This window comes from Paenibacillus sp. J22P59 (assembly GCF_059383895.1).
The window spans coordinates 23,227-47,593 of the sequence record NZ_JBXENX010000001.1 but is presented as its reverse complement, the minus strand read 5'-3'; the positions used below and the strand labels follow the sequence as shown (position 1 = coordinate 47,593).

Sequence of the window (24,367 nt, the reverse complement as noted above, 5' to 3'; positions counted from 1 at the left end):
TGAACTACCCCTATTCCTCCACAAGCCAGGAGCGAAGAAGATTAACGAATTCTTCCGGCTTGCGTTTGGCAAGTGTTTCAAGATTTTTCCTTGCTTGACTATCACTATTCGCATTCTCGAAATCCAAGGTTGGATATTCAACTTTAGTCGACGACGAATCCACCACGAGTTCTTCAACCACTTGCTGCTGTTTGCGTCTGCGGACAAGCACGAATACGAGACCGCTGATTAATGCTAACGCTGCTAAGCCGATGCCGATTACCCACGGCAATGATAGACCGCTTGCCGACGAAGTATTGCCGTTATCTGCGAAAGTTCTTGAAATAACTGAAACTTTTTTACCAATTAGTACGTCATCATTAACATTCTGACCGGAATCTGCAAGCTGTGCCCGAACCAGCGTTGTTAAGTAATTCGTAATGTCTGTGCGATATTGTTCATTTAGGTCAGCTGCCTCAACTCCGACGCTGATGGACAAGTCTTTCAATTGATAAGGTGCAGATTCGATCAAATTATTTATTCGATCCACATCATAATTCGTAATTTTGGAGCTAGTCTCCGATTCCGATTGTCCGCTATTATCCGTTGACGTATAACCTGGCACATCTGTTTCCCCTGTACCAGCTACACCGCCGGCTGTGCTGCTGCCGTTAGTCGACGTGCTCGTATTTTCCTCTTCGCTAATAATGATGCCGTTGTTACTGTTATTCTCCAAAGGCCGTACCAGTTGCTCTTCTGTTCTCTTTTTATCGAAGTTAAAGCTGGTTGCCACGTGAATGACAAGATTATCACCCAAGAACTGTTGGATGTTTTTCTTCAGTTCTGCTTCATATTTGCGTTGGATCGTGAATTGATTCTCAATGGCATCTACCATACCTACCGCAGCATTGCTTGCTTCAGAAGAAGTTAGCTCGCCTTGCGGGCTTGAGATAGTAATATTCGCAAGCGCCAGCTTAGGTACCGCTGTCTTCACCAGGTTATAATAGCCATCAATTTCCTTCTGGCTTGGCCGGTAGCCTGCTGTAAAGTTCATCATGATCGAAGCTGATGCTTGATCCTTTTCCTCAGGGGTTAGGAATACCGTTTCCTCTGGCAGCGTAATCAGCACTTTCGACCGCTCTACGCCTTGCATCCCATTGAGTAATTGCTGAACCTCGCCATTCAACGCATTAATGTATTTAACATTGAACTCATTGTCGGTTGTGCCAAATGCGGATGATCCCGACGTGAAATCTTTGAAGCCCATCGAACCATTCTGCACAAGCCCTTGTGAGCCCACATCTACCTTAACACGTGAAGCTACTGCGCTTGGCACCGATATCGTGTTGCCATTGTTGCTTAATACATAAGGAATGCCACTTCCATCAAGATAAGTCATTATTGCCGCAGCATCCGTTGTATCTAAATTTTTAAAAGCCACTTCATACTCTGTTCTTGAGAATATGATGGTTAATAAAATTATGGACAACAACAGGACACCTGCGGACGCCCCCAACCATATTTTCTGTTTTCTGCCCATCTGACGCCAGAACTGCGTAATCCTTTGTCTGTACTGGGCGACCTTTTCATTCACGTTGTCACCTCACCCAAATTCTTTACTGGATCTCAAGTGCGATTAAATTTGCATCCGCATTATTTCTTGATATGCCTCGATCATTTTGTTGCGGACCTGTGAGGTTAATTGAAGACCAAGCTGCGCTTGCTCCGATGCAATCAATACCTGAGTAACATCAACTTCGCCAACCAAATATTTATCGTTCATTTTATGTACATTTTGTTCTTGGGCACTTACGCCATCCAAAGCTGCTTTTAAATATTGTCCAAATGAATCTGTTAGTTCTGCTGGTGTAGCTTTTTTTATTTGCGCTGTTTCAATTGTTTTGTTTGTGGGTAATACCTGGTTAAGCTGCAAAGGTTGAATCATGGATACCCTCCATCTTCAATTTTATTTACCGATCTCAAGTGCTTTTAGAAACATCGCCTTAGAAGCATTGATTGCTGTTACGTTAGCTTCATACGAACGTGAGGCTGATATCATGTCGACCATCTCTTTTTGTACGTCGACATTTGGCATATTTACATAACCATTCGCATCCGCATCAGGATGAGTAGGATTATAAACCAGCTTTGTTGGTGTTTGGTCTTCTGTTATTTTTGCAACTCTAACCCCTTGAACGTCCTGAGTACGACTACCTACTCCCATTTGTTGATTCAACAACGAGGAAAAGTTTTGCTGAGAGGGCTCTAGTACGACCATTTTTCTTTTGTAAGGTACAAATTGACCATTAACGAATCCTGCGCGAGTCGTTTCCGCATTAGCGATGTTGGAAGATATAACGTCCATCCGCAAACGCTGTGCAGTAAGGGCTGACGCGCTCGCATCAAAACCACTAGATAGTCTCACTTTTATCCTCTCCCTCCTATAGCAGTACGTAGCATATTCACTTCATGATTAATCTGGCCAATATAAAAGTTATAACTTAGTTGATTTTTCGCCAGCAGAGACATCTCTCGATCGATATCGACGTTATTCTCATTGTTATTCATTTGGGATACTTGATCCGTTACAAGCTGTGCAGAAGCAGCTTTTGCACTGCCTATCGGAAGATGACGTTCATTCGTCCGCTTGCCCTTGAGCTTTGTTGAATCATTATTGCCCATTTCCTGCTTAAGCAGTTCTTCAAACAATAGCTCGGATCTTTTAAATTGAGGAGTGTCGACGTTCGCAATGTTGTTTGAGATAACTCCTTGCCGCATTTCAGCAGCATGTACAGCGCCTTCCATTCTCTGAAAAGATGCGCCGCTTAAAAGTTTCATGTAGTATTCACCACTTTCAATTAGAAGATCTTCATAAACGTATTCAACAGAATAGGAAGCATTCCTGCTTTTTTCGACATTTAATTATGAAAAAAATGAGACCCTTCTGTCGATATTTGCTGACATGTTTATATTCAACAATATCCTAAAAAATAACAATGAGAAAAAAGCCCTATCTTTAATAGAAGATAGGGCTTTTTCAGTAGATAGATCATACAGCTATTTTTTGAGCTTCTCCAGCTCTTGCAGCAGTTGATGATTCAATATCTTAATGTAAGTACCTTTCATTCCAAGGGATCTTGTCTCGATCACTCCAGCGCTTTCCAGCTTTCTTAAAGCGTTGACAATTACTGAGCGAGTAATTCCCACTCTGTCGGCAATTTTGGATGCAACTAGCAAACCTTCTTTGCCTTCGAGTTCTTCAAAAATATGCTCGACTGCTTCCATTTCACTAAAAGATAAGGAGCCGATTGCAACCGCTACTACAGCTCGACTGCGCACCTCTTGCTCAATTTCCTCAGCACGCTCCCGCAATATTTCCATTCCAACAATGGTAGAGCCATATTCTGCAAGAATTAAATCGTCATCATCAAAGGTTCCAACGTTCCGAGTAAGGACTAAAGTCCCTAATCTATCGCCCCCACCAATAATGGGAACTACGGTCATAATTTCTTGCTGACCAAGTGAAGGAAATGTGTCGTATACCCCAGTATCTGGAGATGCATTTGTAATAGATTCCTGCATGTCCAAAAATAAGCTATTGCTTTCTTGAGAAAAACGCAGCTCGCTACCCGACATCTGACGCAGCATATCGTGATCATACGGATTTACCGCTGCACAGCCAAGCACCTTTCCTCTACGGCTGACAACAAATACATTCGTCTGAATCGTGCTGCTCAAAACATCTGCCATTTCTCTGAAATTCAACGCCTTGCCGGCCGCTCGTTGAAGCAGCCGATTAAGCGTTCTTGTTTTTGTAAGTAAAGTCATGCTTAAGCCTCCCAAAACTCATCCCAACTACAATATATATTGACTCAAATCCCGGTTTTGCGCAATGCCCCCGACTTTATCACGGACATACTCCGGTGTTATTGTCATTTTGTCCAACGTTATATCCGGCGCTTCGAACGATAAATCCTCAAGAAGCTTCTCAAGGATCGTGTGAAGCCTCCGAGCCCCGATATTCTCCGTATTGCGATTTACATCTGCTGCAATCGACGCAATCTCTCTAATTGCATCATCAGAGAACTCTATAGCAATTCCCTCTGTCTGCAATAGTGCTGCGTATTGCTTGGTCAGCGCATTTTTTGGTTCTTTCAGAATGCTCATGAAATCTTCAAGACTTAACGAAGTCAGTTCAACCCGAATCGGAAAACGTCCTTGTAGCTCCGGAATGAGATCCGAAGGCTTCGCGATATGGAATGCACCGGCTGCAATAAACAAGACATAGTCCGTTTTGACAGGACCATATTTGGTCATAACCGTCGAGCCTTCTACAATCGGCAAGATATCCCGCTGCACGCCTTCTCTGGACACATCCGGGCCTGACCCTCTCGAAGGACTGGCAATCTTATCAATCTCATCAATAAAGATAATGCCAGACTGCTCAGCACGAGACACTGATTCGGCAATGACCTCATCCATATTGATCAATTTATTCGCTTCCTCTTGAATCAATACTTTGCGTGCTTCTTTCACAGGGAGCTTGCGCTTCTTCATTTTCTTAGGAAGAAATTGTCCTAACATCTCCTGCATATTCATGCCGCCCATTCCATCTGGACCTTGACCAGACAGCATATCCAGCATATTTGGAGCATTATCTTCTATTTCGACTTCCACGATCTCATTCTCAAGCTTGCCTGCAGCGAGATCTTCTTTGATCTGGGAACGTTTTTGAATAACCGAATGATCCTGCTCCGGCTCTTCTGTTGGTTCTTGCGTATTTTGTTGATTGCCAAAAAGCATTTCGAACGGATTTTTTTGCGGCTTATCCTTTGCTTTAGAAGGGGCAAGAAGCGCTATCAGTCGGTCATTCGCCAACTTCTCCGCCTTATCCTGAACCTGCTCGGTCTTCTCTGCCTTAACCATACGAATAGCCGTCTCGACCAAATCTCGAACCATGGATTCGACATCACGCCCTACATAGCCAACCTCTGTGAACTTTGTAGCCTCCAGCTTAACGAAAGGAGCCTTTACGAGCTTTGCCAGTCTACGTGCTATCTCTGTCTTACCTACACCAGTAGGACCGATCATAAGGATATTTTTAGGTACGATTTCATCGCGGAGCGTCTCATCCAGCTTGCTTCTGCGGTAGCGATTGCGAAGGGCTATTGCTACCGAGCGTTTCGCTTGCTTTTGCCCAACGATATACTTATCTAGTTCCGCAACAATTTGCCTTGGGGTCAGTGCATCATTCAACATATTATCTCCTCCGCTCATTAGCCGATTTCTTCCACAATAATATTATGATTGGTATACACACATATGTCAGCAGCTACTTCCAAAGCAGATCGAGCCATATCCTTTGCATCAAGCTGCGGCGCATGCTTCTGCAGCGCTCTAGCAGCAGCCAGAGCATAATTGCCTCCGGAGCCAATCGCTAGAATACCGTCATCAGGTTCAATAATTTCGCCATTGCCCGATATTAACAATAGTCCTGTGTTATCCATCACAAGCATGAGCGCTTCCAGCTTGCGAAGGACGCGATCGGAGCGCCAATCCTTGGCGAGCTCAACAGCAGCTCTTTGCAGATTGCCGTGATGCTCCTCGAGCTTCGCTTCAAACTTCTCGAACAAAGTGATGGCATCTGCTACTGAGCCAGCAAAGCCGGCAATAACCTGCCCGCGATATAGTCTGCGAACCTTCTTTGCCTTGTTCTTCATTACAACACTATTCCCGAATGTAACCTGCCCATCTCCGGCGATTGCGCCTTTGCCTTCATGCCTTACAGCGCATATCGTAGTAGCGTGAAATTCCATATCCATCTCTTTGCCCTCCCGAAATTTATTCTACGGCTTGCTTTTTTTTATATAGTTGCTAATCTCAAAAAACGACTATTAGCTACTCTACGGACAAATGTACGAAATGTTCCTCTTTAAATTTCGCAATCCCTTCAAGAGCACGGTTGGCAATCGCTTCATTCTTCTCTTTCTTATTGCGAATCCGCTTCTCAAGCGGCGGGAATAATCCGAAGTTGGCATTCATCGGCTGGAAGTGCTTAAAGTCCGCTGTTGTAATATAATTTGCCATACTGCCTAAGGTTGTATCAACAGGCAGCACAAGCGGCTCCAGACCTCGCGCTAATCTTCCTGCATTGAAGCCGGCAATAAGGCCGGAAGCAGCTGACTCCACATAGCCCTCCACACCAGTCATCTGACCCGCGAAAAACAACGTATCACGGTTTTTCAACTGATAAGTCGGCTCCATGACGCGTGGTGAATTAATGAAGGTATTCCGGTGCATGACGCCAAAGCGAACGAATTCTGCATTCTCCAGACCAGGTATTAGCTGGAATACCCGCTTCTGCTCGCCCCATTTGAGGTGAGTTTGAAAACCAACTAAATTGTAAAGCGTACCTGCGGCGTTATCTTGACGAAGCTGAATCACCGCATGCGGCAGCTTGCCTGTGTGAGGATTAACAAGCCCAACTGGCTTCATTGGCCCGAATAGTACCGTCTGCTTGCCGCGGCTTGCCATCACTTCAATCGGCATACAGCCTTCAAAATAAACTTCCTTCTCAAATTCCTTCAATTCAGCTGTCTCTGCAGTCGTTAAAGCTTCATGAAAAATTTCAAATTCCTCTTCGGTCATTGGACAATTCAAGTAAGCTGCTTCACCTTTATCATAACGAGATGCCAAATAGACCTTGCTCATATCTATGGAATCCTTCTCCACGATCGGCGCTGCTGCATCATAGAAATAGAAATATTCTTCGCCAAGCAAGTCTCTCACTTGAGCAGATAAAGAAGGCGCAGTCAGCGGGCCTGTCGCAATAACGACAATACCATCCTCTGGAATGCTCGTTACTTCCTCATTGCGAACCTCTACAAGCGGATGCTCGTGTAATAGACGAGTTACCTCTCCCGAGAAGCCATCGCGGTCAACAGCCAGTGCTCCTCCAGCAGGAACTGCATTGCGGTCTGCGCAGCCAAGAATCAAAGAATCAAGCTGGCGCATTTCTTCTTTCAAAACGCCTACTGCATTGGATAGACCGTTAGCACGCAGACTGTTGCTGCATACTAGCTCTGCGAATTGATTGGTATGATGGGCAGGCGTTTTTGTTTCGGGACGCATTTCATATAGAACGACTGGCACACCTTGGGAAGCGATCTGCCATGCTGCTTCACTTCCAGCTAATCCTGCGCCAATGACGGTAACCTGTTGTTGAGACAATGATATGACCTCCAATAAATGTTTAAGACTGTATATAAAAAAACAGTTGTCCCCCCTGTGAAGGGAGGACTGGTCAAGTGAGTAAGTTCACTTAAGCTTGTTCCAAATCATCTTCAGGAATTTCTTCCGAATGATCGCATGCCGTACATTGCAGTCTTCCACCATTCCGATTGCGCTTCTCGACCATCATCGTCTCACATTTCGGACAAGGCTTATTCGTCGGTTTATCCCAAGAGACGTAGTCGCATGTCGGATAAGTATCGCAACCATAGAAAATCCGACCTTTTTTACTGCGCCGCTCGATAATTTTACCTGTCGCACATTTCGGACATACAACGCCGATATCCTTGACAATTGGCTTCGTATTCCGACAATCCGGGAATCCTGAGCAAGCCAAAAACTTGCCGAATCTCCCCATCTTATATACGAGATGACGTCCGCATTTCTCACAGAGCTCATCGGATACTTCATCTTGGATCTCAATCTCTTTCATTTCCTCTTCCGCAACTTCGAGTCGTTTCTCGAATGATTCGTAAAAGGAAGCGAGTACCTTCACCCAATCCTGGGTGCCATCCTCGACATGGTCAAGATCGCCTTCCATATGCGCTGTGAATTCGGCATTCAGAATTTCCGGGAAAAACTCCTCCATCAATTGAATAACCAAATCACCAAGCTCGGTAGGCATGAATTTTTTCTCTTCGATAGCTACATAACCGCGTTTTTGGATGGTCTCCAATGTTGGCGCATAAGTACTCGGCCGTCCTATGCCTAATTCCTCTAGTGTACGGACAAGCCTCGCTTCTGAGAATCGCGGCGGAGGCTGCGTGAAATGCTGCTTAGGCTCGATCGAATCCGAATGGACGAGATCCCCCGTTGCGAATGGAGGAAGGAATTTATGCTCCTCCTCCGTACCGTCATCATTGCCCTCTACATAGACCTTCATGAAGCCGGCAAATTTGACCTTCGAGCCATTCGCACGGAAGATTGTTTCTCCCGATTCCAGGTCAACGGTCATCGTATCTAGCACGGCAGATGACATTTGGCTCGATACGAACCTTTCCCATACCAATTTGTATAGTCGCATTTGATCTCGGCTTAGAAAAGGCTTCATCGTTTCCGGATCACGTAATATTGAAGTAGGACGAATCGCTTCATGCGCATCCTGCGCATTGCTATTCTTCTTCGTATAAATACGCGGCTGTTCCGGCACGAATGGCGCTCCATATCTTCCAATAATGTATTCCTTCGCTTCTTCTTGAGCAATCGGCGAAATACGTGTGGAGTCTGTTCTCATATAGGTGATTAAACCGACTGTGCCTTCTTTGCCCAGTTCAACACCTTCGTACAGCTGCTGCGCTACTGACATGGTCTTAGAAGCCCGAAAGCCAAGCTTACGAGCTGCTTCTTGCTGCAAGGAGCTTGTAATGAATGGCGGTGCCGGATTGCGCAGACGCTCCTTCTCCTTCACTTGAGCTACTGTGAATTGATTGCCATTCACGGCATCCAGTACCTTCTGCATTTCTTCTTCGTTGCCAAGCTCGCGCTTCTCGCCATTAATCGAGTGATATTTGGCTTCGAAGGGAACGCCATTTTGCGTCAGCTTAGCCGTAATTGACCAATACTCTTCGGGAATAAAAGCGTCAATCTCATTCTCCCGATCAATAATAAGCTTCACGCAGACGGATTGAACTCTGCCTGCTGACAGCCCTTTTTTCACTTTCTTCCACAGCAGCGGGCTGATCTTGTAACCAACAAGCCGATCTAGAATACGTCTAGCTTGCTGGGCATTTACCAGATCCATATTAATCTTGCGCGGCGTTTTGAAAGCATCCTTAACCGCTTGCTTCGTAATCTCATTGAATACAACGCGGCAGGTATCTGTTTCATCCAGCTCCAAATAATGCGCCAAATGCCAAGCTATCGCTTCTCCTTCGCGATCCGGATCGGCTGCTAGATAGACATTCTTTACTTTTTTACTAGCATCCTTTAATTCTTTCAATACGCTGCCTTTGCCCCGTATCGTAATATATTTGGGATGGAAATCATTCTCCACTTCGACGCCAATTTGACTCTTAGGCAAATCGCGAATATGTCCCATCGAGGCTTTGACAATGTACTTGCTGCCCAAATATTTCCCGATGGTTTTGGCCTTGGCCGGTGATTCGACGATTACTAGTGAATCTGCCATGTCAGGCGCCTCCTCTCTCCACTGCTCTTGTTACAACGCTATATAAAGTGCCCCAGGCTGCTGTTCTATCTTTCGTTTTATACATAAATTTATCAGAAGTGCACTTAAAAGTCCAAACGGGATAGAAGTCAGCTGGTGTAATTCATTAATCGTTAATGCTTGATCCTGAAGCAGCTTTATTACCTTGCATTCATCATCCGTCATGGCTGCAAGGTCTGCCAAGGACTTCTGGGACTCAACAGCTTCCCTTGCTGTAAAGGATTGCAATACAGGCTCCAGCCAGCCGTATTCTTCTATTATATGATCAGCTTTGCTCACCAGCTTGGCACCTTGCCCAAGCAATTCGTTGGTCCCTTCGCTCTTCGGCGAGGAAATCGGTCCAGGCACTGCATACAGATCACGTGACATATCAAGCGCTTGATCTGCTGTAATAAGTGATCCGCTGCCCTTCGCCGCTTCGATGACTAATGTCCCAAGTGTTAATCCCGCAATAATGCGATTCCTCAAAGGGAACATGCCCGGATGCAGCGGCGACCCGATCGGCGTTTCTGATACTAATAGCCCCTGCTCTGCGATCTGCTGATATAAAGATCTATTCTCTGAAGGATAACAACAATTTACAGAGCATGCAAGTACGGCAATCGTACTTCCCGCTCCGCGCAGTGCTGCTTCATGCGCCTTGCTATCTATTCCACGAGCTAATCCGCTCACGATAGTCATGCCTTTCATTGACAATTGCTCCGAGAGTAAAGCCGAGGTATGGCGCCCATAAGCAGTCGGATTTCTTGTCCCTACAATTGCAATAGATGGGCGGTTCAGCAATTCCATTCTCCCGCGCGCATATAGCACCCAGGGCGGTTGCGGAATGTGACGCAGATATTCGGGATACTCAGGGTCAAAAAGCGTTATAACCGCAATTCCAAGCTTCTGAGCACGATCATAAGGCGTATCTTTCAAATCGAAGGGCTCTCTCATCCGCTGCACAACTGTCTCAGCCTGAGCCTTCTGCAAGCCAATGGCCTGCCAATCTGCCGATTTCATCGTATCGCTATAGTGCCAGGCTTCCCCAGCAAGCGCCTTTTGGACGGTATGCCACCCGATGCCCGCCAATTCATGCAGCATAATCGTCATTTGCCTGCATTTATCCACATCCAGCTTCATTCGACCACCCCCTCCTTAGTGCGAGGGCCGGCCAGCATTCCTTCCTATTGTGCGTTACATGGCAAAAGAATGCAAGTCGGCCGCCCATTTTCACAAAAAAAAGCAACCTTCCAATCCCCAAGAGGGTTAGAAGGTTGCTTACCTTATCGGTCTTGCTTATTTAGATACAGTCGTACATTTCTCAAGCAGCCCTTGCTCTTCCAGAACAGCGACAAGTGTCGAGCCCATGTCGGAAGGTGTCGGAGCTACTTTGATGCCGCATGCTTCAAGCGTTGCGATTTTCTCAGCTGCAGTACCTTTGCCGCCAGAGATGATTGCGCCCGCATGACCCATACGTTTGCCCGGAGGTGCTGTAGCGCCGCCGATGAAGCCTACAACCGGCTTCTTCATGTTCGCTTTGATCCACTCCGCTGCTTCTTCTTCTGCTGTACCACCGATCTCACCGATCATGATAACCGCATAAGTGTCTGGATCTTCATTGAACAGGTTCAGCACGTCGATGAACTCGGAGCCTTTTACAGGGTCCCCACCGATACCAACTGCGGAGGATTGACCAATACCGCGAGTTGTCAATTGGTGAACGGCTTCATAAGTCAATGTTCCAGAACGAGATACTACGCCTACATGGCCTTTTGTATGAATGTAGCCCGGCATAATGCCGATTTTGCACTCATCAGGTGTAATAACACCAGGGCAGTTAGGACCGATCAAAGTCGTTTTGCTGCCTTCCATGTAACGTTTTACTTTTACCATATCCAGAACTGGAATACCTTCTGTAATACAGATAACCAGATCAAGACCAGCATCTACCGCTTCCATAATGGAATCTGCTGCAAATGCAGGAGGTACATAGATAACAGAAGCTGTTGCGCCAGTTGCCTCAACCGCTTGTCCAACCGTATTAAAGACCGGAAGGGAAACGACGTTGCCATTCTCAAGCGTAATATCAACGTTCGTGCCGCCTTTGCCTGGTGTAACACCGCCAACCATTTGCGTACCGTATTCCAATGCGCCTTTTGTATGGAAGAGACCTGTTGCGCCTGTAATCCCTTGCGTGATGACTTTTGTATCTTTATTGACCAAAATGCTCATCGAATCTCACATCCCCGTTATTGAATTCGCGTAATTATTGCACGAGAGCGACAATTTTTTGTGCGCCGTCAGCCATGGAGTCCGCCGCTACAATGTTCAGTCCCGATTCGTTCAACATTTTTTTACCAAGCTCTACGTTCGTACCTTCCAGTCTTACAACCAGCGGACGATCTAGGCCAAGCTCTTTCGCAGCAGCGATAACACCGTCAGCGATTACGTCACAACGCATGATGCCACCGAAAATGTTAACGAAAATACCTTTTACGTTCTCATCGGACAGGATGATTTTGAACGCTTCCGTTACTTTCTCTTTCGTAGCACCGCCCCCTACGTCTAGGAAGTTGGCAGGGTCGCCGCCATAATATTTAATAATGTCCATCGTTGCCATCGCAAGACCTGCGCCATTAACCATACAGCCAATGTTACCGCCAAGGGCAATATAGCTCAGGTCATATTTGGAAGCTTCGATTTCTTTTGCATCTTCTTCTTCTAGGTCGCGAAGCGCCACGATATCTTTGCGGCGGTACAACGCGTTGGAGTCGAAGTTCATCTTAGCGTCAAGAGCCATGACATTACCGTCGCCAGTAACGACAAGCGGATTGATCTCAGCGATCGAGCAATCTTTTTCTACGAAAGCTGTGTACAAAGCAACCATGAATTTAACCGCTTTGTTAATAAGCTCGTTTGGAATGTTAATTGCATAAGCCAATTTGCGTGCTTGGAACACTTGCAAACCAACGGCTGGATCAATTACTTCTTTGAAAATTTTCTCCGGGGAATGCTCAGCAACTTCTTCGATCTCTGTGCCGCCTTCTTCCGAAGCCATCATAACAACTCGTCCAGTATCACGGTCTACGACAATACCAACGTAGTACTCTTTTTTAATGTCGCAGCCTTCCTCGATAAGGAGACGCTTAACTTCTTTGCCCTCTGGACCTGTTTGGTGCGTTACCAGCACCTTGCCCAGAATCTCGCTTGCATAAGCGCGAACTTCATCCAGGTTTTTAGCTACTTTAACGCCGCCGGCTTTACCGCGTCCGCCTGCATGAATTTGTGCTTTTACGACAACAACTGGGGTACCCAGTGCTTTTGCCGCTTCTACTGCTTCATCAACAGAGAAAGCTACTTTACCTTCTGGAACAGCAACACCGTACTGTTTCAGAACCTCTTTGCCTTGATACTCATGGATATTCATTGTTGAAATCCTCCATTTCACAGACTGAGTTCAGTCATATGTACACAAACCCTAATCATTGTAGCATCTTTCCCCCGATATTTCGACCCTTCGGGTTTTGGTTTTTTGATATGGGTTTCATCTCAAAATGAGATTAAACGACAAATCCTGCGTGTTAGTATGGCCTTTCACGCTTCCTCTATATGCAAAAACCACCATGAAATTGACAAAAATAATAAATATCAATTATTATGAATTTACAATTTATAGTAAAATCACTAATCTAGGACGTGAGGAAGCACCTTCATCCCAATAATGGAGGTGCTCTTTTTTATGTTTAGTTTAATGCACAGCAGCAGTGTTCACGGTATCGAAGCCAAGGGAATAGCCGTTGAGGTCGATATCGCGAGTGGCCTCCCCCAAATCAATGTGGTTGGGCTCCCAGATCCAGCCGTTAGAGAATCGGTGGAACGAGTTAGAGCCGCGATCAAAAACAGCGGGTTTGCCTTTCCCCTTGATCGCATCACCGTCAACCTGGCTCCAGCGGATCTTCGCAAGGAAGGCACCGCCTTTGATCTGGCGATTGCAGCAGGCATATTAACGGCAAGCGGCCAGCTCGATATGACTCCTTTCCATGACACCATGCTTATTGGAGAATTATCTCTAAATGGGCAGGTAAGAGCGGTTCCAGGTGTTCTTTCGATGGTGGAGCAAGCCAAGCGCAGCGGTATTCGTAAAGTTCTGCTGCCGCTCGCCAATGCAACGGAAGCCGCTTGGATTACCGGTATGGAGCTGTTCGCCTTAAGCCATTTGAAAGAATTAATAATAAAGGATGGTTCGGCGGCTTCATGGGCTTCTATTCGCTTCGATATAGAAACCCACTGTCATGAGAGGAATGCTGACACAACTCCTATCGAGCCTGATGAAAGCTGGGGAAATTATAGTGACATCATCGGTCAGCAGCAAGCCAAAAGAGCACTGCTTATAGCAGCGGCTGGCGCTCATAATCTGCTGTTCTCAGGGCCTCCGGGTACAGGAAAAACGATGATGATACGCCGCCTCCCCACTATACTGCCTCCGCTTAATGAACAGGAGGCTCTTGAAGTAACCAAAATATACAGTGCTGCTGGCAAGCTTCCTTCCAAAGCTATAGGACTTATGCGGACAGTCCCTTTTCGCGCTCCTCACCATACAATCTCCTCTGGCGGACTGATCGGAGGAGGCTCTATTCCGAAACCAGGTGAAGTGACGCTCGCCCACAGGGGGGTCTTATATCTTGATGAGCTGCCGGAGTTTTCCAGACAGGTGCTGGAAGTATTAAGACAGCCTTTAGAAGATGGAATTGTTACGATCGCCAGATCAAGAGCTGTATTTCAATTTCCCGCAAGCTTTATGCTGGCGGCCTCCTTCAATCCCTGCCCATGCGGTTATGCGGGCCACGAAACGCCAGCAAAACGCTGCATTTGCAGTGATTCCGTCATTGCAAGATATAGAGCGCGGCTATCGGGACCCTTGCTCGACCGCATCGACATTCAGTTAGAGGTGCCACGGCCGCTCGATAAGCATGCCTCCTCCCTTGAAAATACCCCTGATGGCATGAACTCTGCAGCTATGCGGCAACTTGTACTGGAGGCGAAGGCCCGTCAAAGCAAGCGTTCGATTGAATTAGGAATAAATCCGAATCAACGCTTAGCTGGCATAGCTCTGCGCCGTTCCATCCTAATCAAGCCGGATGCGCACCTCCTGCTTAACAATGCGCTTCAAGCGTTCAATATTAGCATGCGAGCCTATGACCGAATTCTGCGGCTCGCAAGAACAATCGCCGACATTGAAGGCAGCAGACTAGTAGAGTCTGAGCATGTCGCTGAAGCGATCCAATATCGCAGGCTTGATCTATAACTATCCTCAAGCCTCCTTGCATGAGGAAAAGCTCCCTGTCAAAGGCCAACTATAGGCTTTGACAAGGAGCTTTTCTCACAATAGCTAATTTCTCTTAATAGCTAGAATGCCCGCTCTATATGCCTTAGCTCAAGAACGGTCCCATCTTTGCCAATCTGAACAGCAATGACATCAAAGCGAGTGGTTCGATTCTCCAACTGCTTCATCTTCACATAATATTGCGCCAGCGCTGCTACCTTCTGCTGTTTGCGGCGGTCAATCGACTCGACAGCTGTGCCGAAGCGTCCTCCCTCACGTCGAGTGCGAACCTCTACGATAATCAGAATGCCATCACGTGCTGCTACTATATCCAATTCGCCCATTCTGCAACGCCAATTACGGTCCAGCAGTAAATAGTCGGCCTGCTCCAAATAAGCGCAAGCCGCATCTTCTCCTGCCCTGCCCATTGCCCTCCGTGGATCTTCACCTTGCTGACTCTTCCTTACTCCATCCTTGCCATTATTCATTCCAGTCCCTCGCTTTGCGGTCAGAGCGATATACAAAGCTAAGAATTTCGGCAACGAGGGCATACAGCTCAGGCGGTATCGTCTGATCAATATCCAGCTTGGACAATACTTCGACCAGAGAGGAGTCCTCCTGTACAGGAATGCCGTTCTCTGCTGCCTTCTCCAAAATTTGCTCCGCCAGATGACCCTGGCCTTTAGCGATGACAACAGGAGCATTATTCTCTCCCGGCTCGTATTTCAAGGCAACTGCCTTACGAGTCTGAGCTGGCGTGCCGTTGCTGTTCTTCATATACGGAAGTCCACTCCTTTGTAGCGGGTTGATCCGAATTGCTGCGGGTCTGGAAGCTTGTCTCCCCCTTCACCATCCACATCCTTAATCGTTGGTGTCGTCCGAAGCGATAATAACTGATAGCCTGCTTGAGACAAGCTGTCCGTAATTTCGGAACGAGACGCTTCCGTCAATGCGCTAATAGCCGGGTGGTTATTCCAGAGCGTTAGACTAACAATCTTGTCGACTACATTAACATCTACGATTGTGTCCCCCAGATTCTTCATCTCTAAATTGAATAACAATCTGCAGTTGCTCGCGTCGAGCTCCCCCTTGCGTCCTCTTCTCGTCTGGATATGGACGGAGGCCGTTTGATCGCCATCCGGGCTATGCAGCGGCACGAACATCGTAAGATGGGTAAACATCATTCCGTTACGCTCTGGTGTAAGCAGCAGCTGCTGCCCTGTGATATGGGATACAAGCTGCTGTGCGGTCTCACGAAGCGCTGGCGGCGCGTCCGAAGAAGCGGCAATGGATAACAGGACACTTTTCAGTGATTCCTGCTGTGCCACTGGCTTCGCGTCCTCCGGTACGGCATCTCCAGCCGCCCTAGGGAGAGACGCTGGCAGTTCGAGAGCCTGGCGCTCAGTTAACTGACGAAGCTCCAGTCCGCTGCTATGTGTTGCAGCAGCTGGACCGCCTTGAGCTTGGCTGTTACGCTCTGTTGGCGATGTCCCCTGTCGAGAAGTTTCCTCCGCTCCAGCAGGCTGTGCCAGCGTACCATGTGCTGCGCTAGCAACAGTCGAATTATTGCTCGTTGCTACTTGCGTCGGCGTTGAAGCTCCATGACCAGATGACAGCTGCTTGGATAATTGATTTTCGTAATCTACCCCAAGCCATTTCATCATCTGCCCCAACCAGTTAGATGTGCTATTCGCTGTTGGAATCAGCCGGGCGTTCGGACCTGCATCATGCTGCTCCCCCATCCCTGAGACTAGAGTTTGCGAGGCTGCTTGATTAGCTTGAGACGGCACAGTGGTCGGCGCATTAGCTTGTTGCGTTTGCACTGTGGCTGGAGCGGCCTGCTGTCCTTGTGCTGGCAATACAGCTGATTGGGCTCGACCTGATAGGTTCCCTTCAGCGGCTGCTTTAAACAGAACAGCGCCTTCTGCCAGCAGCGCCTGCAGCTTAGCGGTCAACTGTTGCAACGACTTATCCGCACCTCCAGAGGCTTCTGATGGCGCCTTAGAAGAGCTGACAGCAGCTAATTGCTGCTGCAAGGAATCTATCAGCTCATGTGCAGAACGTCCGAACATGACCTGCTGCAGGCCGCTGATAGATGTATTTGTCATAGGCAGCCCCCGCTTAAAGGCTGATGCGGCTGCCTGCATCCATTGCTCGGTATCCACTCCTGCCGGTTTGGACGCCATCGCTTGCTGAAACAGCTGCCCTGTTTCTTTATTAAGAGTTATACCTTCCTTGCGCAGATCCTTAATAAGCTCCATCGCCCATTTTTGTTCAGGCAGGCCTAGCATTTTCGCCCATTCCTTGAGCGTTTCCTCCGGCAGCCCTACGGTTAATGGATCAACCTGCTTCAACATAACCAAGCTGCCAGACGACTGCGACTGTACTTGCAGCATCGCTGATTGCCCGAGCTGCAAAGGCAGCTCCAAGTGAGCACGAACCTGTACCCCATTTATTTGTACTAGCGCTTCATTATTATCCATAAGCTGCAAGACGATCCCACGAACGATTTGGCCCGCCTTCAGCTCCATCGCACGTGTCTCGCCTCCAGAAGCTTCACCAAGCAGGCTTCTCATCATTTGTCCAATATTCAACATTGACACCCGCTTCCAAGTAACTATACCTATATCACTTTATTCATTATAACACTGCTATCTTATTTATCGGCTTTGCTCCACCGCCAATTAACAAGCAAGCAACTAATTTTCATTCTATAACTGCACCAAATTTATGCATGATAGCTCATAAATCGCCTCCCTTATCAGCAACGCACAAAAAAAGGACGAGCATATCGCCTGCATACATGCAGACCTGCTGTCCTTCTATGTCCAAACAAAGTTATTAAAACGAATGGCGCTGATCTAAAATAATTGCTGCTGTTCCACGAATATTTTACCCAAAAAGGATTTCCTATGCAGCGGGCTTGCCCCGTACTCCAACAATCTTTCCCGATGCAGCTTGGTTGCATATCCCTTATGTATAGCAATGCCATATTCCGGATATAGCTGCTCCCATTCCGTCATGCACAGACGATCGCGAGTTACCTTCGCCATAATAGAGGCTGCCGCGATGGATTGACTCGTCGCGTCCCCCTTGATTATAGCGAGCTGCGGCTGCGGGAGATCGACCTTTTCCGCATCCACCAGCAAATAATCGGCCTCGACCTGCAAAGATTGCACAGCTAGCTTCATGGCTAATCGAGCAGCTTGTTTAATATTAATGCGATCAATCGTCTCCGCATCAACGCGAGCTACTGACCAAGCCAGACTGTGAGATTTGATGACTTCGTACAGCTCATCCCGCTTCTTCTCCGACAGCTTTTTGGAATCATTAACTCCTTCAAGCACAACATGAGGAGGTAAAATCACGGCACCTGCGACCACGTCACCGAACAAGCAGCCTCTTCCTACTTCATCGACACCCGCGATCGCTGCATAACCTTCGTTCCATAGCTTTTCTTCATATTCCAGCACGTATGTTATTCCCCCGGTTATTGATCCTAAGTCCTTGTTCCAGCTGCCGGGTATGGCGCTTCCAGCGTAATGCGGCCAAGCTTGCCAGCTCGCAGCTCTCTTAATATGATACCGGATGCCTTCTCCAGATCCACATGTCCACCGCTGAGCAGGCAGCCTCTCTTACGGCCGATCGCTTCCATGACTTGAACAATCTCATCTGGATTCGTAAAGTCCTGCGGCTTATCCATTACCAATTCGAATCGCTCCTGCATAGCAGGCCAATAGCGATCGACAAGCTCTCGGATAGCAAAGAATGCAATATCCTCAACATTCAGTACTTGCTCCTTGATCGCACCCGTCATCGCCAGTCGATAGCCAACAAGCTGATCCTCGAATTTGGGCCACAAAATACCTGGCGTATCAAGAAGCTCCATCTCTGTGCCAATCTTGATCCATTGCTGCCCCTTCGTTACACCAGGGCGATCACCTGTAATCGCAATATTGCGGCCGGCGAGACGATTAATTAACGTAGATTTGCCGACATTGGGAATTCCGACAATTAGACCTCGAACTGCGCGTGGATTTATTCCCTTGGATAGCTGGCGATTGATTTTCTCATGCAGCAGCTCTTTTGCTTTAATCGGAATCTCGTTGACACGTGTTCCCGTCGAAGAATCAACGGATACGACCTCATGACCCTCATAAGCAAAATAAGCCATCCACTCTTCCGTCATCTTCGGATCAGCCAGATCCGATTTATTCAATACGATAAGCCGGGGTTTACCAGCTAATACTTCATCAACCATAGGGTTGCGGCTTGAAAGCGGAACACGCGCATCCAATAGCTCAATGGCAATATCGATTAGTTTCAGCTTGTCCTGTATTTGCCGTCTTGCTCGGGTCATATGACCCGGAAACCATTGAATGGTCATTTCCTCACCTCATTCATTACCGTACATTATTTGTCTCTTAGTTCTTGACGAATCTGAAGTCACTCAGCGGCCAGAATACGACATCTGCACGGCCGATTAGTTCTTTTTCGGATACGAAGCCAATTTCACGGCTGTCCTTGCTATCATCTCGGTGATCTCCCATCGCAAAGATGGTTCCCTCCGGCACGGTAGCTTCAGCGAAATTAGACAGCTCGCTGCGGAATGCATTATATAGAATGCCCTCTGCATGAGCAGCTTCAACCGCTTCTTTTATATAAGGCTCCTCGATCTTTTCTCCATTAACGAATACATCGTCCCCATCAACCTTGACGGTATCCCCCGGCAAAGCGATTACGCGCTTAATAAAGTCTCTGCCTTCATCTGGCACGTGGAAGACAACGACTTCTCCGCGCTTAGGCTCACGAATTTTATACAATATTTTATTTACAATAAGACGCTCGTCCGTTTGAAAATTCGGCTGCATGGAGAAACCATCTACTATAAACGGAGAGAACAAAAAAGTCCGGATGACTAACACTAAAATAACTGCAATAGCGAGCGCCTTAATCCACTCCACTATTTCTTTCGAGGCTCGTCCGCCGTTTTTGCCGGATTTGGCATTCTTCGTTGGAACGTTAGATGACTGGCTATCCAACCCTTCCGAATTGACCTCATTAACCGGCACATCATTACGCTGCCCTGAATCCATCAATTCCGCCCTCTTTCTTTACGTTATTCCCAATTGCATTTGACTCACAACCTGCAAAAATAACGAAAAGGAGCTTGTTTGCGCAAGCCCCTCTAGTCGTTTGTTCTTAGCGAATTTCTTTAATTCTTGCAGCTTTACCGCGAAGTTCGCGAAGGTAGTACAGTTTCGCACGACGCACTTTACCACGGCGAGCCACATCGATTTTGTCGATTTTAGGCGAGTTCAGCGGGAAAGTTCTTTCCACACCAACACCGTAAGAAATTTTACGTACAGTAAACGTTTCGCTAATTCCGCCGCCACGACGTTTAATTACTACGCCTTCAAACAGCTGGACACGCTCACGAGTTCCCTCGATAACTTTAACGTAGACTTTCAACGTGTCACCTGGACGAAAATTAGGAAGGTCTTGACGCAATTGTTCTTGAGCAATTGTTTGTAAAAGATTCATCTTGGATTCACTCCTTCCACCATAGACGTTCTTAATAGCTCTCCAAGTTCCTCTGAACCGGGTCATTACTATTAGCGGACCGCCCGACTAATACGTACAACATTTGAAATTATACCATATCACCCAACTAGGTTCAAGCTATTTTTATAGGTTAATGCAGCTGCCCGATTTTCTATGTTAATAGGATAGGCACTACCTAATTCGTTAGGATAAGGGCGAATCAAACCATATGATTCTATTATGCCCCATTTCCCTCTATTCCATAAGCTTACTATTGAAAAAGAGACCGTATTCGCCTTGCCCTCAAAGGCATGCGGATCGGTCCCTGCTTTATTTGCGCTGTGATGCTAGCCATTTCCGCTCCTTGTCTGTCAGCACCGCCTTATCGAGCATATCCGGACGTCGGGTCAATGTCCGCAGAAGCGACTGCTCACGCCTCCAGGCATCAATTCGGCTATGATTCCCCGATATAAGCACTTCTGGCACTTCCCAGTCCCTGAATACCGCAGGACGCGTATAATGGGGGTATTCGAGCAGTCCTGTACTGTACGAATCCGTAACCGCGGATGTTTCATTGCCCAGCACGCCCGGCAGCAGCCGTACAACGCTGTCAATGACCGTCATTGCCGGAATCTCTCCACCTGTCAACACATAATCGCCTATGGAAATTTCATCGGTCACAAGATGCTCGCGGATTCGTTCATCATAGCCTTCATAATGGCCGCAAATAAGAACAATATGCTCTTCCTTGGACAACTCCTCCGCTTTGCGCTGGGTGAAGGATTCACCTTGGGGGCACATTAGAATGACACGGGGGCGACTCTCGCTCTCTTTATCCTTCATTAGATCCTCGACTGCGGAAAATACCGGCTCGGCCTTCAAGACCATGCCTCCTCCGCCTCCATAAGGATAATCGTCCACTGTATTATGCTTATTGTTCGCATATTGGCGGAAGTTAATCGCTTCAAGGGAGACAATCCCTTTATCCTTGGCTTTGCCTAGAATGCTCGCGCCGAATACGCCGTCGAACATTTCTGGGAACAGCGTCAGTACATCTATTCTCATCGGGTTAGATCAGCCCTTCCATCAAACGAACCGTCACGATCTTGCTTGCAACATCAACAGCAATGACTACGTCGTCAATTACAGGAATAAGCACTTGGCTGCCTTTTGATTTGGGACGGTCAACGACCCATACATGATTCGCTCCAGGGCTTAATATTTCAGAGATCGTTCCGAGCTCTTCGCCATCTTCCGTTACGACCTGGCAGCCGATAATTTCATGGTAATAATATTCGCCTTCATCAAGCTCCTCCAGATCCTCTTCCGATACTTGAAGCAGCCAGCTCTTATACTTTTCCACTTCATTAATATCATCGAACCCTTTAAGCTTGAGGTAATACAACCCCTTCTGCTCACGGGCAGTGACGATTTCGACATTAACACGCTTGCCAAGCTTCTCATCGCACATGGAGAGTGTATTGCCCTTTGCAAAACGAATATCAGCAAAATCCGTTTGCGGCAAAATTTTGAGATCGCCGCGAAGACCATGCGTATTTACGATTTTACCAACTGTAAACCATTTTTTGCTCATCTATGTATCAGCCCTTTGCTTTGTGTACGAAAAAGGGCTAGGACATTAATCCTAACCCTGCTTCTTATGCATTTACGATATGATGTCAACGATAACGCGTTGCTGTGATTTGACGGAAGCGGACGATACGACTGTCCGTATCGCTTTCGCGATACGGCCTTGCTTGCCGATGATTTTACCGATATCCTCAGTATGCACCGAAAGCTCGTATACTGTGCCGCGATCATCATCCTTCACATTCACGCGCACGTCCTCTGGATGGTCCACTAACGCCTTTGCTATGACAAGAATCAATTCTTTCATTTCAAGGCCCTCCGCTGTTCAACAGTTATTTCTGTTGCTTAAGCTCATGGAACTTTTTCAGGACACCTGCTTTGGAAAGCAAGTCGCGAACGGTATCAGAAGCTTGCGCTCCAGTTTGCAGCCATTTCAATGCTTTCTCTTCGTCAATCGTTACTTGAGCCGGTTGTGCAACCGGGTTGTAAGTACCGATTTCTTCGATAAAGCGACCGTCACGTGGGGAACGGGAGTTAGAAACAACAACGCGATAGAATGGAGCTTTGTGAGCACCCATACGTTTCAAACGAATACGTACTGCCATGAAATTCACCTCCTTCGACTAATCAACTGATTTATTCACTCATTCTCAAGCTTAGAAAGGGAACTTCATCCCTTTTGCTTTGCCCATGAGCCCTTTCAGTCCCTTCATGCCGCCTTTAGGACCCTTCGGCCCCATCATCGACGAGAACTGCTTCATCATCTTGCGCATATCATCGAATTGCTTGATCAGACGATTAACCTCGGCAACCGATGTTCCACTGCCTGTAGCGATCCGTCTCCGGCGGCTATGGTTCATGATCTCCGGCTTCTGCTTTTCTTCCTTCGTCATCGAACGAACAATAGCTTCCACTCGGCCAATCTGCTTCTCGTCCACCTTCATGTCCTTGACGCCCTTCATTTTGTTCATGCCGGGCAGCATATCCATGAGCTGGTCGATTGGCCCTAAATTACGAACCTGCTCCATCTGTTCCAAGAAATCATCGAACGTGAATTCGGCATTGCGCATTTTGCGCTCCATCTCTGCCGCTTTCTCCGTATCAATGTTCGCTTGCGCCTTCTCAATAAGCGATAGCATATCGCCCATGCCAAGAATCCGTGAAGCCATCCGATCTGGATGGAATGGCTCCAATGAGTCGATCTTCTCACCCATTGCCGCGAATTTGATTGGCTGTCCCGTTACCGCTTTGACAGAAAGGGCAGCACCACCGCGAGTATCGCCATCGAGCTTCGTAAGCACAACGCCCGTCAGCTCCAATTGCTCGTGGAAGCTTTGTGCAACATTAACTGCATCTTGTCCTGTCATTGCATCTACAACGAGCAATACTTCATCAGGACGAGTATGACTATGGATCTGCTTCAGCTCATCCATCAGCGCCTCGTCAATATGTAGACGACCCGCTGTATCAATAATGACATAATCATTATGATTTTCTTTAGCGTGCTGCAAACCAGCCTTAGCTATCTCCACTGGAGAAGTCTGATCTCCCATGGAGAATACCGGAGCATTAATCTGTTCGCCAAGCACTTGAAGCTGCTTGATGGCTGCTGGCCGATAAATATCACAAGCAATCAACAATGGCTTATGGTTGCCCTTCTGGAGCAGCTTAGCCAGCTTGCCGCTTGTGGTCGTCTTACCAGCGCCTTGCAAACCAACCATCATAATAACAGTCGGAGGCTTGTTCGCCTTAGCAAGCTTGCTCTGCGTGCCACCCATGAGCTCTGTCATTTCTTTATTGACAATATCAATAATAACCATGCCAGGAGTGAAGCTCTTGGTTACCTCTAATCCGAGGGATTTTTCTTTTACTTTGGCGATAAAATCTTTGACGACTTTAAAGTTAACGTCTGCCTCGAGCAGCGCAAGCCGCACTTCGCGCATCGCTTCATTCACATCGTCCTCAGATACCTTGCCTTTACCTTTCAGCTTGCTGAACACATTTTGCAATCGGCTCGTCAAGCTCTCAAATGCCGCCATGATCCATCACCTCCGTCATTTCTATTTGATCTATTGTCGCTAATTGTTCGATTACCGCCAGCAAATGATTCTTAACGCTGTCGCTAATGGACAATGAAGCAATACTGCTCTCCAATTGCTGTGTTAGCTGGAGTAGTGCCCCATGCTTGGCGAGCAGCTTCAGTTTGCTCTCATAACTCTCCAGCACCTGCTCTGCTCGCTTCACATGCTCGTACACCGCTTGTCGGCTGATGCCTGACTCAGCAGCAATCTCTCCTAAGGAGAAATCGTCGTGAAAATAATATTTAAGAAATGTCCGCTGCTTATCGGTAAGAAGCGGCTCATAGAAGTCAAATAATAAATTAATTCGGGTCATCTTCGCAAGGGCATCGGGCTCATTTATGCTCATCACCATTGCGCCCCCTCATTCGTTATACACACTGTCAAGCAAATAACCTTTACAACGATTCTTAT

Annotated in this window: 26 protein-coding genes; 1 reads left to right on the top strand and 25 read right to left on the bottom strand. The window is 47.2% G+C overall.

The window, feature by feature from the left end:
* Nucleotides 1–10: 10 nt before the first annotated feature.
* From fliF to sucC, 12 genes are all read right to left on the bottom strand, one after another.
* The gene (gene fliF / locus AC50YO_RS00265) at nucleotides 11–1,573 is read right to left on the bottom strand and encodes a flagellar basal-body MS-ring/collar protein FliF (protein ID WP_494841890.1); all 1,563 of its coding nucleotides are present in this window, start codon (nucleotides 1,571–1,573) and stop codon (nucleotides 11–13) included.
* 42 nt (nucleotides 1,574–1,615) lie between these two features.
* The gene (gene fliE, locus AC50YO_RS00260) at nucleotides 1,616–1,924 is read right to left on the bottom strand and encodes a flagellar hook-basal body complex protein FliE (protein ID WP_494841888.1); all 309 of its coding nucleotides are present in this window, start codon (nucleotides 1,922–1,924) and stop codon (nucleotides 1,616–1,618) included.
* A 21-nt stretch (nucleotides 1,925–1,945) separates the two neighbouring features.
* Nucleotides 1,946–2,404 carry a flagellar basal body rod protein FlgC gene (flgC, locus tag AC50YO_RS00255; RefSeq protein ID WP_494841886.1) on the bottom strand — a complete coding sequence of 153 codons (459 nt, stop codon included), beginning with the start codon at nucleotides 2,402–2,404 and terminating at the stop codon, nucleotides 1,946–1,948.
* Nucleotides 2,405–2,406: 2 nt separating this feature from the next.
* Nucleotides 2,407–2,817: a flagellar basal body rod protein FlgB gene (gene flgB, locus AC50YO_RS00250; protein ID WP_494841884.1), complete on the bottom strand. Its 411-nt coding sequence runs from the start codon at nucleotides 2,815–2,817 to the stop codon at nucleotides 2,407–2,409.
* Nucleotides 2,818–3,036: 219 nt separating this feature from the next.
* The gene (gene codY, locus AC50YO_RS00245) at nucleotides 3,037–3,807 is read right to left on the bottom strand and encodes a GTP-sensing pleiotropic transcriptional regulator CodY (RefSeq protein WP_494841882.1); all 771 of its coding nucleotides are present in this window, start codon (nucleotides 3,805–3,807) and stop codon (nucleotides 3,037–3,039) included.
* A gap of 27 nt (nucleotides 3,808–3,834) precedes the next feature.
* Nucleotides 3,835–5,238 carry an ATP-dependent protease ATPase subunit HslU gene (hslU, locus tag AC50YO_RS00240; protein ID WP_494841881.1) on the bottom strand — a complete coding sequence of 468 codons (1,404 nt, stop codon included), beginning with the start codon at nucleotides 5,236–5,238 and terminating at the stop codon, nucleotides 3,835–3,837.
* Nucleotides 5,239–5,255: 17 nt separating this feature from the next.
* On the bottom strand, nucleotides 5,256–5,801 hold the full coding sequence (hslV, locus tag AC50YO_RS00235; RefSeq protein ID WP_494841879.1) for an ATP-dependent protease subunit HslV: 546 nt from the start codon (nucleotides 5,799–5,801) through the stop codon (nucleotides 5,256–5,258).
* Between the two features lie 76 nt (nucleotides 5,802–5,877).
* Complete coding sequence (trmFO, locus tag AC50YO_RS00230; RefSeq protein WP_494841877.1) at nucleotides 5,878–7,209, bottom strand: FADH(2)-oxidizing methylenetetrahydrofolate--tRNA-(uracil(54)-C(5))-methyltransferase TrmFO; 1,332 nt, start codon at nucleotides 7,207–7,209, stop codon at nucleotides 5,878–5,880.
* Between the two features lie 91 nt (nucleotides 7,210–7,300).
* Nucleotides 7,301–9,397, bottom strand: coding sequence for a type I DNA topoisomerase (topA, locus tag AC50YO_RS00225; RefSeq protein WP_494841875.1), 2,097 nt, complete (start codon nucleotides 9,395–9,397; stop codon nucleotides 7,301–7,303).
* Nucleotides 9,398–9,427: 30 nt separating this feature from the next.
* Nucleotides 9,428–10,558 carry a DNA-processing protein DprA gene (gene dprA, locus AC50YO_RS00220; protein WP_494841873.1) on the bottom strand — a complete coding sequence of 377 codons (1,131 nt, stop codon included), beginning with the start codon at nucleotides 10,556–10,558 and terminating at the stop codon, nucleotides 9,428–9,430.
* Between the two features lie 156 nt (nucleotides 10,559–10,714).
* Nucleotides 10,715–11,650, bottom strand: coding sequence for a succinate--CoA ligase subunit alpha (sucD, locus tag AC50YO_RS00215; RefSeq protein WP_494841871.1), 936 nt, complete (start codon nucleotides 11,648–11,650; stop codon nucleotides 10,715–10,717).
* Nucleotides 11,651–11,684: 34 nt separating this feature from the next.
* Nucleotides 11,685–12,845: an ADP-forming succinate--CoA ligase subunit beta gene (sucC, locus tag AC50YO_RS00210; RefSeq protein ID WP_494841869.1), complete on the bottom strand. Its 1,161-nt coding sequence runs from the start codon at nucleotides 12,843–12,845 to the stop codon at nucleotides 11,685–11,687.
* A 312-nt stretch (nucleotides 12,846–13,157) separates the two neighbouring features.
* Here sucC and AC50YO_RS00205 point away from each other — a divergent pair, with 312 nt between their 5' ends.
* A complete protein-coding gene (locus AC50YO_RS00205) occupies nucleotides 13,158–14,723 on the top strand; it encodes a YifB family Mg chelatase-like AAA ATPase (RefSeq protein WP_494841867.1) in 1,566 nt (521 codons plus the stop codon).
* Between the two features lie 101 nt (nucleotides 14,724–14,824).
* On the opposite strand, the gene AC50YO_RS00200 is transcribed toward AC50YO_RS00205, so the two are convergent.
* The 13 genes from AC50YO_RS00200 to ylxM all read right to left on the bottom strand — a co-directional run bounded on the left by AC50YO_RS00200 (nucleotide 14,825) and on the right by ylxM (nucleotide 24,302).
* Nucleotides 14,825–15,229: a YraN family protein gene (locus AC50YO_RS00200; protein ID WP_494841865.1), complete on the bottom strand. Its 405-nt coding sequence runs from the start codon at nucleotides 15,227–15,229 to the stop codon at nucleotides 14,825–14,827.
* On the bottom strand, nucleotides 15,222–15,518 hold the full coding sequence (locus AC50YO_RS00195; protein ID WP_494841863.1) for an EscU/YscU/HrcU family type III secretion system export apparatus switch protein: 297 nt from the start codon (nucleotides 15,516–15,518) through the stop codon (nucleotides 15,222–15,224). Before AC50YO_RS00195 ends, AC50YO_RS00200 begins: the two co-directional genes overlap by 8 nt.
* Nucleotides 15,515–17,338, bottom strand: a complete 1,824-nt coding sequence (locus tag AC50YO_RS00190; RefSeq protein ID WP_494841861.1) for a TP0910 N-terminal domain-containing protein — start codon at nucleotides 17,336–17,338, stop codon at nucleotides 15,515–15,517. The genes AC50YO_RS00195 and AC50YO_RS00190 overlap by 4 nt, the downstream gene beginning before the upstream one ends.
* 264 nt (nucleotides 17,339–17,602) lie before the next feature.
* Nucleotides 17,603–18,214: a ribonuclease HII gene (rnhB, locus tag AC50YO_RS00185; protein WP_494841859.1), complete on the bottom strand. Its 612-nt coding sequence runs from the start codon at nucleotides 18,212–18,214 to the stop codon at nucleotides 17,603–17,605.
* Between the two features lie 26 nt (nucleotides 18,215–18,240).
* A complete protein-coding gene (ylqF, locus tag AC50YO_RS00180; protein WP_494841857.1) occupies nucleotides 18,241–19,128 on the bottom strand; it encodes a ribosome biogenesis GTPase YlqF in 888 nt (295 codons plus the stop codon).
* A gap of 37 nt (nucleotides 19,129–19,165) precedes the next feature.
* Nucleotides 19,166–19,837 carry a signal peptidase I gene (gene lepB, locus AC50YO_RS00175; protein ID WP_494841855.1) on the bottom strand — a complete coding sequence of 224 codons (672 nt, stop codon included), beginning with the start codon at nucleotides 19,835–19,837 and terminating at the stop codon, nucleotides 19,166–19,168.
* Nucleotides 19,838–19,943: 106 nt separating this feature from the next.
* Nucleotides 19,944–20,285 (bottom strand): 50S ribosomal protein L19, encoded by a 342-nt coding sequence (gene rplS, locus AC50YO_RS00170; protein ID WP_494841853.1) that lies wholly within the window; start codon nucleotides 20,283–20,285, stop codon nucleotides 19,944–19,946.
* A 330-nt stretch (nucleotides 20,286–20,615) separates the two neighbouring features.
* On the bottom strand, nucleotides 20,616–21,350 hold the full coding sequence (gene trmD / locus AC50YO_RS00165) for a tRNA (guanosine(37)-N1)-methyltransferase TrmD (RefSeq protein ID WP_494841851.1): 735 nt from the start codon (nucleotides 21,348–21,350) through the stop codon (nucleotides 20,616–20,618).
* Nucleotides 21,351–21,354: 4 nt separating this feature from the next.
* Nucleotides 21,355–21,879, bottom strand: coding sequence for a ribosome maturation factor RimM (gene rimM / locus AC50YO_RS00160; RefSeq protein ID WP_494841849.1), 525 nt, complete (start codon nucleotides 21,877–21,879; stop codon nucleotides 21,355–21,357).
* Nucleotides 21,880–21,951: 72 nt separating this feature from the next.
* Nucleotides 21,952–22,182 carry a KH domain-containing protein gene (locus AC50YO_RS00155; protein WP_494841847.1) on the bottom strand — a complete coding sequence of 77 codons (231 nt, stop codon included), beginning with the start codon at nucleotides 22,180–22,182 and terminating at the stop codon, nucleotides 21,952–21,954.
* 25 nt (nucleotides 22,183–22,207) lie between these two features.
* Nucleotides 22,208–22,480 (bottom strand): 30S ribosomal protein S16, encoded by a 273-nt coding sequence (rpsP, locus tag AC50YO_RS00150; protein ID WP_015845058.1) that lies wholly within the window; start codon nucleotides 22,478–22,480, stop codon nucleotides 22,208–22,210.
* Nucleotides 22,481–22,531: 51 nt separating this feature from the next.
* On the bottom strand, nucleotides 22,532–23,914 hold the full coding sequence (gene ffh, locus AC50YO_RS00145; protein WP_494841845.1) for a signal recognition particle protein: 1,383 nt from the start codon (nucleotides 23,912–23,914) through the stop codon (nucleotides 22,532–22,534).
* Nucleotides 23,901–24,302 (bottom strand): YlxM family DNA-binding protein, encoded by a 402-nt coding sequence (gene ylxM / locus AC50YO_RS00140; RefSeq protein WP_494841843.1) that lies wholly within the window; start codon nucleotides 24,300–24,302, stop codon nucleotides 23,901–23,903. Before ylxM ends, ffh begins: the two co-directional genes overlap by 14 nt.
* Nucleotides 24,303–24,367: the final 65 nt, after the last annotated feature.